Annotated in this window: 5 protein-coding genes; 4 read left to right on the forward strand and 1 reads right to left on the reverse strand. The window is 69.0% G+C overall.

The features are described 5' to 3' along the window. Nucleotides 1-26: 26 nt before the first annotated feature. Nucleotides 27-1,682, reverse strand: coding sequence for an AMP-binding protein (locus HYG95_RS08880; RefSeq protein WP_181697522.1), 1,656 nt, complete (start codon nt 1,680-1,682; stop codon nt 27-29). Nucleotides 1,683-1,768: 86 nt separating this feature from the next. Here HYG95_RS08880 and HYG95_RS08885 point away from each other — a divergent pair, with 86 nt between their 5' ends. The 4 genes from HYG95_RS08885 (at nt 1,769) to HYG95_RS08900 (ending at nt 13,298) form a co-directional block, all read left to right on the forward strand. Next, the gene (locus HYG95_RS08885; protein WP_181697523.1) at nt 1,769-2,620 is read left to right on the forward strand and encodes an SDR family oxidoreductase; all 852 of its coding nucleotides are present in this window, start codon (nt 1,769-1,771) and stop codon (nt 2,618-2,620) included. Next, nucleotides 2,617-3,777 carry an isochorismate synthase MenF gene (locus tag HYG95_RS08890; RefSeq protein WP_370465732.1) on the forward strand — a complete coding sequence of 387 codons (1,161 nt, stop codon included), beginning with the start codon at nt 2,617-2,619 and terminating at the stop codon, nt 3,775-3,777. Before HYG95_RS08885 ends, HYG95_RS08890 begins: the two co-directional genes overlap by 4 nt. Before the next feature lie 29 nt (nt 3,778-3,806). Beyond that, complete coding sequence (locus HYG95_RS08895; protein WP_067490608.1) at nt 3,807-4,463, forward strand: isochorismatase family protein; 657 nt, start codon at nt 3,807-3,809, stop codon at nt 4,461-4,463. Nucleotides 4,464-4,589: 126 nt separating this feature from the next. Continuing rightward, nucleotides 4,590-13,298 (forward strand): non-ribosomal peptide synthetase, encoded by an 8,709-nt coding sequence (locus tag HYG95_RS08900; RefSeq protein ID WP_181697524.1) that lies wholly within the window; start codon nt 4,590-4,592, stop codon nt 13,296-13,298. The last annotated feature ends 11 nt before the right edge of the window (nt 13,299-13,309 follow it).

Genomic DNA, 13,309 nt, shown 5'->3' on the forward strand with positions numbered 1-13,309 from the left:
CCCCCGGCCGAACCGCTTCTGCTGGATCAGTTCCCGTGGGCACCCTCGGCGAGCAGTTGCCGCAGTTCCTTGCGGCTGGTCTTGCCGACGCCGGTCTCGGGGAACTGTTCGATCACCACGACCGCGTCGGGCATCTTCCACGCCGCGACACCCCGCTCGCGCACGAACTTGCGCACGGAGGTGAGCGTCGGTCGCTGCTCCGGATCAGTCGGCTGCACGAAGGCGCAGATACGTTGTCCCAGCACCGGATCGGGCGTGCCGACGATCACGGCGTCGCGGATGCCGGGATGCTCGAGCAGGTGTGCCTCGAGCTCCTCGGCGGAGACCTTCTCGCCGCCGCGGTTCACCCAGTCGCCCGCGCGGCCGGCGACCACGAGATTGCCGTCGGGGCGGATCGAGACGATGTCGCCGGTGCGGTACCAGCCGGCGGCGGTGAAGCTGCGGGCGTCGGCCTCGGGGTTGTCGTAGTAGCCGCGAATCGTATACGGGCCCTGGGTGATCAGGTTGCCCTGTTCGCCCGGCGCCACCTCCACACCGTTGTCGTCGACGACCGCGATCTGGTCGAACTCCGACATCGGCCTGCCCTGCGTGCTCACCACCACGTCGATCGGGTCGTCGAGCCGGGTGTAGCAGACCAGGCCCTCGGCCATCCCGAACACCTGCTGCAGGGTGACGCCGAGCGCGGGACCGATCCGGCGCGCCAGCTCGTCCTGGCAGCGGGCACCACCCACCTGAAGTACCCGCAGGCTCGAAAGATCAGGCGTGTCACCGGCTTCGGCGCGCTCGGTCCACAATCGCGCCAACGGTGGCACCAGGCCGGTGATGGTGACGCCGAACCGCTCGATCAGCGGGAAGGCCGTCGCCGGTGTGGGATCGGGCGTCATGGCCACCGCACCACCGGCCCACAGCGCGCCGAGAATGCCCGGCGAACTCATCGGGAAGTTGTGGGCCACGGGCAGCGTCGCGAGATACACCGTGTCGCTGTCGAGTTCGCAGATCTCGGCGCTGCGGCGCACGCTGTAGAGGTAGTCGTCGTGGGTGCGGGCGATGAGCTTGGGGATGCCGGTGCTGCCACCCGAGAGCTGCAGAAACGCGACGTCACCGGCCGACGGTCCCCGCAGTTCCACCGGCTCGTCCCGGAATTCGGCGATATCGTGCGCGCCCTCGGGCAGTTGCTGCCCCTCGTCGAGGACGAGCAGCACATGCCGCAGGCTCGACACCTTCTCCCGCACCGTCGCCGCGAGCGCCGCGTAGTCGAAACGTTGGTGGGTTCCGCAGGTGATGACGGCCGTCGCGGCGGCGGCCTCGGCGATCGGCACCAGCTCGGCGGCGCGGTGCGCGGGCAGGCAGAACACCGGCAGCGCGCCGAGCTCGAAGAGCGCGAAGACCACCTCGACGAATTCGGCCCGGTTGGGCAGCTGCACCAGCACCCGATCGCCCGGCGTGATGCCGAGACGGGCCAGACCGGCGGCGAGCGAACGCGCACGGTGATGGAGTTCGGCATAGGACCAGCTGTGGGCGGTGTCGAGAACCGCGATCCGGTCCGGTGTGGCGGCGGCACGCGCGGCGAGAATATCGCCGAAAGTGTCACCGGTCCAGAGATTGTGGGCGCGATAGCGGTCGGCCAGGTCGGCGGGCCAGGGGGTGAAGCCGGCGAAGGCGGGTTCGGTCAAGTCGAGCACCTCTTTCGAGCAGGCGGTTCGGTGTTTCGGCCAAAAGTTATGAGGGAAGCTAACCAAATAACCGACAGTCAGGTTAGGCTAACCTCATGTCTAATGGTGATTCTCGCGGTCGGGTCGTCGTCGTCACCGGCGCGGCCGGGGGCATCGGCGCCGCGATCGCCGCGCGCTTCGCTGCCGAGGACCGGGTCGTCTCGCTGTGGGACCTCGACCCGGCCGTACACCGGACCGCCGCCGCGATCGCGAAGCGGTTCGATGCTGCCACCGACCGTCGCGGCGCCGGAAGTGCCGCAGTGGCAACGCTATCCGCGCCCGACGTGCACGGCGTCACCGTCGATCTCACCGACAGCGCAGCCGTGCGGGCGGCCTTCGACCGGCTCACGGCCGACTACGGCGCCGTCGAGGTGCTGGTGCACGCGGCGGGCGTGATGGTCGGCGGCTCCGCGCTCGAACTCGACCCGGCGGACTGGACGCGCTGCCTCAGCGTGAACGCCACCGCGACCATGCTGGTCACCCAGCGTGCCGCCGCCGAGATGGTCGCCGCCGGGACCGGGGCGATCGTGGTGGTCTCCTCCAATGCCGCGGCCACGCCCCGGGTCGGCATGGCCGCCTACGGCGCCGCCAAAGCCGCGGCGACCGCGTTCACCCGGTCGCTCGCCTTGCAGGTGGCGCCGCTCGGTGTGCGGGTCAACCTGGTCTCCCCCGGCTCCACCGACACCCCCATGTTGCGCGACATGTTCGGCGGCACACCGCTGGACGACGCCGCCGAGACCGCGCTGCTCGACGGCGATCCCGCCGCCTACCGGCTGGGAATCCCGTTGCGGCGCATCGCCGCTCCCGACGACATCGCGTCGGCCGTCCACTTCCTGGCGTCCGACGGCGCCCGCCACATCACCATGCACGACCTGCGGGTCGACGGTGGCGCAACGCTAGATATGTGACCGAGAGGATGATCCCCATCAGTACCGCCAGTTCAGACCCCGCTTTTGTGCTGTCCCGTCCGCAGCGGACCGTGTCCGCGACCGCGGGCGGGACGGTTTTCCGCTCGGCACACGACGCGATCACCGCGCTGCGCAGTGGCCGGATCAGCCACATCGTCGGCGCACTGCCCTTCCGCCCCGGCGCACCGACGGCACTGTGGGCGCCGGAATCTGTGACGATCACCGACGCGCCCTACCGGCCCCGGATGCTCGAGCGCGATTCGGAGCCCCTGCCACAGTTCGCCTTCGACGCGGCGCTTCCCGCACCCGAGGAGCACCGCAGGCGCGTCGCCACCGCTGTCGAACTGCTGGCCGACCCCGCCCATCCCCTGCGAAAGGTCGTGCTGGCACGGGCGATTAGGGCCCGCTCGGCGACTCCCGTTCGCGCACTGGACATCCTCGACTTGATGGTCGCCTCGGACCCGATGTCGAACGGTTTCCTGGTCGATCTGTCCGCGGCGGGTGGCCGATATCCCGGCCGCCATCTCATCGGCTCCAGTCCGGAGATCCTGGTGCGCCGTGACGGGAACAGCGTCGTGAGCTACCCGCTGGCCGGCTCGGCCCGCCGGGTACTGGACGACGGCGATGCCGACCGGTCGGCCGCCGACACGCTGCTCGCCTCGACCAAGGACCTGGCTGAACACCGCTTCGTCACCGATCAGGTGTCGGCCGTGCTGCGTGACCGCTGCGCCGAAGTACACACTCCCGCACCGGAACTCATGGCAACTCCGGCGATGTGGCACATCGGTACGCCGATCACCGCGGCCGTCCCGCTGGCCGGCCCGTCGGCACTCGAGCTCGCCGTAGCGCTGCACCCCACCCCGGCGATCTGCGGCACACCGACCGCCGCAGCCGCCCGCCTCATCGCCGAACTCGAGGGTGAACGCGGTTTCTACGCGGGGGCTGTCGGCTGGTGCGATGCCGACGGCAACGGCGAATGGATGGTGAGCATCCGCTGCGCCGAGCTGTCCGAGCACGGCACCACGCTGCTCGCGCACGCGGGCGGCGGGATCGTCGCCGCGTCCGATCCGGCCGCCGAATTGGCCGAGACCACCGGCAAATTCCAGCGCATCCTCGCTCCGCTCGGTATCGCGGATCTGCCCGTCACCGTTGGCTGAGCCGACTTCCGTTCGAACGAAAGACCGTCATGCCTATCCCCCCGATCGCGCCCTATCCGATGCCGGGCGTCGACGAGTTCACCGCCGACCAGGTCGACTGGACTGCCGAACCAGGACGTTGCGCCCTGCTGATCCACGATATGCAGCAGTACTTCCTCGACGCCTACGACCTGCACCGCGACCCCGCCCGCACCCTGATCGCCAATATCGCCCTGCTGCGCGACCGCTGCCACGAGCTCGACATCCCCGTGATCTACACGATGCAGCCCGGTAATCAGCACCCGTCGCGACGCGGCATTCTGGCCGACTTCTGGGGCAGCGGGATGGCCGAGGGCGCCGACACGCAGGTCATCAATGCCCTCGCGCCCGAACCGCAGGACATCCAGGTGACCAAGTGGCGCTATTCGGCGTTCCAGCGCACCGACCTGCGTGAACTGCTCGGTTACTACCGGCGCGATCAGCTCCTGGTCACCGGCGTCTACACGCACATGGGCTGCATGCTCAGTGCCGCCGAGGCATTCATGGGTGATGTGCGGCCGTTCCTCGTCCACGACGCGACGGCGGATTTCAGCCGCGACGAGCATGTGATGGCACTGAACTACGTCGCCCGGCGTTGCGGGGCGGTGGTCGGGACCTCGGAGTTGCTGCGTCAGCTCGATCCCGCGCAGGTCGAAGCAGACGCCTGACCCGTCGGCGGACGCTCCGCCATTCGAACCAAGACAAACCTGACTCGCCTCGCGCGGCTGCCGGACTCTTCCCGAGTCCGGCAGCGCCGCGTGGGGTGGGTGGAGAACTTTGACGAAGGAGTTGCTGTGGGCTCGGTGGAACGGGACGACGTGAGCGCCGACCATCCCGGATTACCGCTCACCGGAGCGCAATCGGGCATTTGGAACGCGCAGCGACTTGACCCCGAGTCGCTCAGTTACCTGGTCGGCGAGGTCCTGGAGATCTCGGGCGCAGAACCGGTGGACGTGCCATTGCTGGACACCGCGATTCGCCGGACCATCGCCGAAACCGACACGATGCGGCTGCGATTCAGTGAGACTCCCGAGGGGCCGCGGCAGCGGATCACCGAGCTGGAACCGGAGCTGCGTCCACTCGTCGATCTGCGCGGTGAAGCCGACCCGGTCGCCGCGGCGCACCGGCTGGTCGCCGCCGAACGCGAACGCGCCGCGACCTATTGCCGCGACATGGTCGACCGGCAGCTCTACACCTACACACTGCTGCGTCTCACCGACAACGACGTGTGGTGCATCCAGCTCTATCACCACCTGATCATCGACGGCTACAGCGCGGCCATGGTGTCGCGCCGGGTCGCGGCCCACTACACCGCGCTGCGTCGCGGTACCGAAGTGCCGCGCCTGCGCTGGGGGTCGGTGGAAACGCTCGTGGCCGAGGACCTGGAATACCGTGGGAGCCAGGCGCATCGGCAAGACCGCGAGTACTGGCGCGACCGGCTCACGCCGCTGCCGCCGCTGGACGGGCGCGGGCGCGCGCCCGAGGGCGTGGTCGAGCAGACCCACGAGGTGCGCGCGGTCCTCGCCGCCGACCTGATGGGTCGCGTCAAGACAGCGGCCACCGAAGTCGGTATCACGTGGGCCGACGTGCTCGTCGCCGGTTACGCGGGATTCGTGCACCGGCTGCTCGGTGAGACCGATGTGGTCATCGCGCTGCCGGTGATGGCGCGCGTCGGCAAGACCGCCCTCACCACCCCGTCGATGGCGGTCAACGTCCTGCCGCTGCGAGTTTCGGTGTCCGGTCAGGACCGCCTGGGTGAGCTGGGCAAGCGGGTGGCCGACGCACTGCGAGAGATGCGCGCCCACCAGCGTTTTCGCGGTGAGGACCTGGCCCGCGAATTCGGTGGGGCACAGACCGGTGCCCTGCTGCACGGCATCGGCGTCAATCTCAAGGCCTTCGACTTCGCCCTCGATTTCGACGGTGCCACCGGCACCCTGCGCAATGTGGCCGGTGGGCCGCCGGAAGACCTCGGCCTCACCGTCACCCCGCTGTCGGAGGACCGCGTCCAGCTCGGCTTCGAGGTCGACGCGCGGTCTTTGGACGCGGCCACCGCGCGGCGACGGATGGACGCGCTGGTCACGCTGATCACCGAACTGGTCGATGCCGACAAGCCGATCGGCGCGATCACCCTGTACCCGGCCGAGATCGCGGCCGACATCGCCGTCGAGCGCGCCGGTGCGGCCCTGCCCGGTCGTCCCGACGACGTCGTCGAGGTCTTCGACCGCATGGTCGCGGCCCAGCCCGACGACATCGTCCTCGTCGACGGCACCCACCGGCTCACCGCGGCAGAACTCGGCGCCCGCGTGCACCAGCTCGCGCGCTACCTGCGTGGCCGAGGCATCGGCCCCGAAGACATCGTCGGCATCGCCCTCCCCCGCTCGGTCGACCTGGTGATCGCCCTGCTGGCAGTGCAACACGCGGGTGCGGCCTTCTTGATGCTCGACATCAACCACCCCGCCCAGCGCCTGGCAGACATCATCGACGACGCCGATCCGGCCTTGATCCTGACGGATGACATTGTCGCGGAAGCGGTCTTCGCAGAGCGGCTCACGACTGACGGGTCCCCGGACCGGACTTCCGCAGCGCAGGCGGACGCTCCGTCCATGACTGGCGACGTGGTGAACCGCCATGTGGCAACGGGAATGCTCCTGTTGTCGGACAACGAGGTTCGTGCAGCCATCACCAGTCTGCCGAGCGGGCCGCTGTCGATGGCTGAACTCGCTGCGCCTCGTTCAGCCGGCCATCTCGCCTATGTCGTGTACACCTCGGGCTCCACCGGCAAGCCGAAGGGTGTGCAGATTTCGAGCGGTGCGATGGCTCAGCTGTTGCACCACCACCGGTGCACCGTCTACGCCGATACCGCCGGGCGAGTGGGCGGGCGGCAGCTGCATGTCGCGCACACCTATTCCTTCGCCTTCGATGCGGCCCTGGATCAGCTCATGTGGTTGTGGTGCGGGCACCGGATCCATCTGTACGACGTAGATATCCAGAAGGACGCGTCCGCGCAGGTAGCGGCGTTGCGGACCGATCGCATCGATGTCGTGGACACCACCCCCTCGATGGCGACCGCGCTGATCGACAACGGGTTGCTCGGCAGCGCACACCGTCCGGAGCTGTTGTTGCTCGGTGGTGAGGCGACGCCACCCGCGTTGTGGACGGCCATCGTCGCGTCGAAGGTGGTCGCCCGCAACATGTACGGCCCGACGGAGGCGACCATCGACGCGCTGAGTGCGCCGGTGACGGGTGCTGTGCCGCACGTCGGCGGACCGCTGGCGGGTACCCGCGCCTACCTGCTCGACGGCGCGTTGCAGCCGGTGCCCGACGGCGAGATCGGCGAGTTGTATTTGGCGGGGCCACAATTGGCTCGCGGTTACCTCGAGCGCATGGTGGTGACGGCGGAGCGGTTCGTCGCCGATCCGTTCGCGTGCGGGGAACGCATGTACCGCACCGGTGACCGGGCACGCTGGCTCCCCGGCCACGGCTACGACTACCTCGGGCGCGCGGATTCCCAGATCAAGGTCCGCGGTTACCGCGTGGAACTGGGCGAAGTCGAGGCATCGCTCGGCGCCCTACCGGGGGTAGCCGCAGCGGCCGCCACTATCCGCAAGTCCGGCGACAGCACCCGACTGATCGGTTACCTCGTCCCCGAGACCGGCCGCACCCTCGACGCCGACCAGCTCCGTCAGCTGCTGACCACCCTGGTCCCCGACCACCTGGTCCCCTCGGCCCTGATGATCCTCGATTCACTGCCAACCACCGTCAACGGAAAACTCGACCGCGCAGCCCTCCCCGCACCCCAGCTGACCTCGACCGGCCGACCGCCCCGCACCGAGCAGGAGCGGGCACTGTGTGGAATCGTCGCCGAGGTCCTCGGCCTGGCGCAGGTCAACGCGACCGACGATTTCTTCGGCCTCGGCGGCGACAGCATCACCGCGATCGGTGTGAGCAGCCGCCTCCGCGCCCTCGGCTGGGAGGTCCAACCGAAAACCCTTCTCGCCCAACGTAACCTGGCCACCATCGCCGCCACCGCCCAGATGGCCGAGGTCCGCACCGGCGCACCCACCCCGGACGAACCGACCGGTGCCGTCCCGATCCCGCCCATGGTTGCGGCCCTTCTCGAGGCGAACACGGACTCCCGCACCATCGCCGGCTACGCCCAGTGGACAGCACTGACCCTCCACGAAGACCTGACAGTCGACCACCTCACCACCGGCCTACAAACCCTTCTCGACCGCCACGACGCCCTCCGCCTCGTCCTCGACGGGTCCGGCACCGACGCCCGGCTCGAAGTTGCCGCAGTAGGCACGCTGCGCGCATCCGATCTGGTCCGCGAGATCGTTCCCGGCGTGCCAGGGCATGGCGAGATGGCTGCGCTGATCGAGTCGGTGGCATTCGCGCTGGCAAAGGAATTGGCACCCGCCGAGGGTGTCCAGATTCGTGCCGCGCTGGTACGTAGCGGGCACGCCGTCGCCGATCGGTTGGTGCTGGTTGCCAATCATCTGGTGGTAGACGGTGTTTCGTGGCGAATCCTGGTGCCCGAGCTGTATGAGGCCTGCTCCGCCGCAAAGGAAGAACGCCCCGCACGACTGGCTGGAAAGGGGAGTTCGTGGCGGCGGTACGCCACACTGCTCGCCGAGTCCGGTGTTGCGGGCGAGTACCGCGCGGAGCTGGCGCACTGGGAGCGCGCACTCGGCGACGCGAGCGCCGCACCCCTCGGGGAGAGAGCGCTCGATCCCGCTGTAGACCTTGTCGAGAGCGCCGAGCAGACAAGGACTTTCGCTACACCGGCGATCACCGAAGCCTTCCTCACGACACTGCCCACCGCCTATCGAGCGAAGACCGACGATGTATTGCTCGCGGCACTCATGCTCGCACTCAACGCTTGGCGGCACGAGAGCGGCGAGTCGCTCGAACCGGGCAGGCCGGTCACCGTCGAGGGTCACGGGCGCGAAGCATTGCGCCCCGACACCGATTTCGCTGGCACCGTCGGCTGGTTCACCAGCGAGTTCCCGGTGTGGACGCCCGCGACCGGCATCGACGATCCCGCCGGACTCACCGAGGCCTTGTCCGGTGGCGCGGCGGCCGGACACCTGCTGCGCGCGGTCAAAGAGGCCAAGCGCGCTGTTCCCGGCAACGGTGTGGGCTACGGCGTGCTGCGCAGGCTCGACCCCGAAACCGCACCGCGATTCGCCGGTCGCCGCACACCGGAGGTGCTGCTCAACTACCTCGGCCGGTTCGGTGGCGGTGGGACACCAGGTTGGAGCCTGCCCGAACACGACGCGTTCGCGGTGACGGAACCATCGGAAAAGGCACTCACCGAGGTGCTTTCACTCAATGTCTTCGTGCACGAATCCGCGCGGGCCGGTGCGCCGCGGCTGGCCGTGGAGTGGACAGCCGCGAGCCGGATTCTCGGCGCCGACCAGGTCGCGGAAATCCAGCGGCACTTCGAACTCGCGCTGGAGGCGTTGGCCGCTCACGCGAGGTTGTATCCCGGCGGACTCACACCGTCGGACTGCCCCGGCGTGATCGTCGACCAGGACACCATCGACGCGCTGGAGGACACGCACGGCCCACTGGCCGAACTTCTCCCGCTGTCGCCCTTGCAGGAAGGGTTGCTGTTCCACGCGATTCGTGACGGTGCCGACGACGTCTACACCCTGAGCGCCCGCGTCGACCTGCACGGCCCGCTGGACGGCCCACGGTTGGCGGCGGCCTTCGACACCGTAGTGGGCAGACACCCGACCATGGCCGCCGCCTTCCACTTCGAGGACCTGGACCAGCCGGTGCAGGCGGTTCCACGTTCGGTCGGCATGCCCTGGCGTGAGGTCGACCTCGCCGATCTGCCGCCGCGCATCGCACAGGCCGCCGCCGACCGGCTCGAAGCCGAAGCGATCCGCCACCGGTTCGCGGTCGACCGCTCACCGATGTTGCGCGCCACCCTGATTCGCCTGCCAGGCGACGCACACCGCCTAGTGCTCAACACCCACCACCTGGTGATCGACGGCTGGTCGACCCCCATCGTGCTGCGCGAAGTACTGGCCACCTACCACGGCGACGAGCTCCCCCCGGCCGCCTCGTACAGCGACTACCTGACCTGGCTCGGCACCCGCGACCGCGAGGCCGTGCGCGCCGCCTGGTCGCAGCGACTCGCCGGGCTCGAAGCGCCCACAATGGCGCGCGATCTCATCGCCGAAGTTGCCCATAGCCACCGGGACCGCGAGGCCCGGCCGTGGCGGAACCTTGCGTCGCAGCAGCGTGAAGTGCGGCAGCGGCAAGTTCCGCTGCCCGAGTCGCTCGCCACCGCACTCGCCGAGCTGGGCCGCCGACGCGGCCTCACGATGAACACCCTGGTGCAGGGCACGTGGGCGCTGGTGCTCGCCGCACTCAGCGGCCGCACCGACGTCGTGTTCGGGGCCACTGTCTCCGGCCGCCCCGCCGAGCTTCCCGGTGTGGCAGGCATGGTCGGCCTGTTCGCCAACACAGTGCCCGTTCGCTGCTCCTTCACACCTGCGCGCCCACTGCTCGACCAGTGGGCCGACCTGCAGGAAAACCAGTTCGCCATGCAGGACTTCGACCACGCGAGCCTGGCGGAGATCGAACGGGTCGCGGGCCTCGGCACCCTCTTCGACACCCTGGTCGCCTTCGAGAACTTCCCCAACTCCGGCCCGGGACAACCGGACTCCCACGACCTACGTCTCGGCGAATTCCACAACCACGGCAACACCCACTACCCACTCACCCTGATCGCCCCGCCGGGCGACCACCTGGAGCTGATGATCTGGTACGACCGCGCCGTCGTCCCCGAGCCCGTCCTCCATCACATCGCCGACCGGATCACGGCGATCCTCACCGCCGTCGCCACCACTCCGGACACCGCTGCGAACCATTTCCTCGACCCACTCACACCCGCCGTCCCCCAGGGACGAATCAGCGCACCGGAACCAGCGGTCGCCGCACGTAACACCATCGCGAGCGCGCTGAACGATGGGGAACAGTGCGCCGCAGCGCCGATCGTCGAGTCGTCCGCACTCCCCGGCCCCTCCGGTACAACGTTGGCCGAATGGGGCATTCCTGTCGATCCTGCCGCCCCAGCGGTCACCGCCGAAGGCATCACCATCGACTTCGGCGAATTCGATGCCAGGGCCAATCAGGCTGCGCGGTGGCTCATCTCGCAAGGTGTCGGTCCCGAGACCGTGGTGGCCGTTGCTATGCCGCGCACCATCGATTCGGTCGTCGCGGCGCACGCGATCTGCCGAGCCGGTGGCGTCTATCTTCCGATCGATCCGGAGCAGCCCGCACAGCGCATCGAGAAGATCCTCGATACCGCTTCTCCCGCAATGGTTCTGCGCTCGCTCGACGAGGCGGGCATCCGCTCGGCGGACGAGCGGTCGCCCGACCACGAGCGAGGCGGGTTCGCCGATGCTCCGCTCACCGATGTGGACCGGCTCGCCCCGCTGCGTCCCGCCAATACCGCCTGCCTGCTCTTCACCTCCGGCTCCACCGGTGTGCCGAAGGGTGTGAGCCTGTCGCACGCGGCGATCATCTCCACCTTCGAATGGCTTCAGCGTGAGGTCCGGTTCGGCCCGGGCGACACCATGCTCTACCGCACCCCGCCGATCTTCGACGCCTCGCTGATGGAGATGTTCCTGCCGCTGCACGTCGGCGCCCGGATCGTGCTGACCCGTCCCGGCGGCCACCGCGACCCCTACTACCAGGCACAACTCATGAGCGCGGAGCGAGTCACGGCGATGTGGATGACGACCTCCATGCTCACCGTGCTCGCCGAAGAGGCCGACCTCTCGGGATGCGCGGACCTTCGCTGCGTCCTCACCGGCGGTGAAGTGCTGCCGGCGGCGACGGCGCAGCGGATGCGCGCACTCACCGGTACCGCTGTGTACAACTTCTACGGTCCCACCGAGGCGGCGATCGGCTTCACCTTCCACGAGACCGTCGACGCCGACACCACATCGGTCCCGGTCGGTGCACCCGCCGACACCGTCCGCATCCTCGACGACCAGCTGCACCCCGTCCCCGAGGGCACCGTCGGTGAGCTCTACATGACCGGAGTGCGGTTGGCGCGCGGCTATCTTGCCCGTCCCGACCTGACCGCCGCGGCCTTCGTCGCCGACCCGTTCGGCAGCGGCGAACGGATGTACCGCACGGGTGATCTGGTGAAACTGAACCCCGACGGCGAACTCGACTACATCGGCCGCACCGACAGCCAGGTGAAGTTGCGCGGCCAGCGCATCGAACTGGGCGATATCGAATCGGCCCTGCTCACGTGCCCCGGCGTGGCCCACGCGGTGGTACAGCTGCGCGAGGACACACCGGGCGATCAGCGGCTGGTCACCTACCTCATGGCGAAGTCCGGAATCACGCTCGACACGGATTCGATCCGCGAACAACTACGAAACAAGCTGCCCGCGTACATGATTCCCGCCGCCGTTGTCGTGCTGGATCACATCCCCCGCACGGCGACGGAGAAGATCGATCGCCGCGCGCTCCCCGCACCGGAGTCTCGCACCGCGGACGGCGATACTCTCGACACCATTCGCGCGGCAATGGCAGCCGTCCTCTCGGTCCCCGAGATCGGCACCGACGACGACTTCTTCGACAAGGGCGGCCACTCCCTGCTCGCCGTGCGACTGGTCGGCCGACTCACCCGCGCGGACCTACCCGTGGTCCTCGACGACGTCTTCACCGCCTCGACCCCCCGCGAGCTCGCCGCCCGCATCGGCGCGACCGACCCCACCACCCCACCGAAGGACGGCCTCGCCGGCCTGGGCCGCCGCCTCGATCCGGTCCTGGAACTGCGCGCCGAGGGCTCGGTCCCGCCGCTGTTCTGCATACACCAAATCGGCGGCACCGCATGGAAATACGCTCCCCTGGCAAGGCTGCTTCGGGCCGAACGACCCATCATCGGCCTGCAGATGCCCCACCTCACCGAGCCGACTACCCGGACCCGCACCCTCGACGACCTGGCGCGCTACTACCTGGCCGCCGTCCGCCGCATCCAACCGCACGGCCCGTACCACTTCCTGGGCTATTCGCTGGGCGGCAATCTCGCCCACGCCATGGCCGCCATCCTCGAAGCCGAGGGTGAGCAGGTCGGCTATGTGGGTCTGCTCGACTCGCACCCGTTGTCGAACCTGACCGAGCGGGCCGCCGCGACCCTGGCGGATCCCTCCGGAATGGCCGCACTCGTACCCGAAATCGACGAGTACCCAACCGAATTGGCTTCCGTGGTAACCCAGGCCGCGACCGAACTGCTGCGCATGGTGACCGAGTCCGAGTCCCCCTCCTACAGCGGCCCGATGGCCCTGTACTGCGCGGACAACGGTCTCGAACCCGAGCGCGTGCACGCCCAGCTCACCGGATGGCGGGCCGCGGGCGCCCAGCTGGTGGTCCGGCGACTGCCCTACACCCACAACGAGATCGCGATGCCGACCGGCTGGATCGAGGTCGCCGCGCTCATCGACGCGGATCCCGCGATCCGCACCTGAACTTCCACCTG

Source organism: Nocardia sp. GTS18 (assembly GCF_013839555.1).
Classification (GTDB): Bacteria; Actinomycetota; Actinomycetes; order Mycobacteriales; family Mycobacteriaceae; genus Nocardia; species Nocardia rosealba.

Bases quoted from the DNA above. Each gene is read 5' to 3' on its own strand.
- HYG95_RS08885 (WP_181697523.1), top strand. From the start codon at position 1,769: ATGTCTAATGGTGATTCTCGCGGTCGGGTCGTCGTCGTCACCGGCGCG.
- HYG95_RS08895 (WP_067490608.1), top strand. From the start codon at position 3,807: ATGCCTATCCCCCCGATCGCGCCCTATCCGATGCCGGGCGTCGACGAG.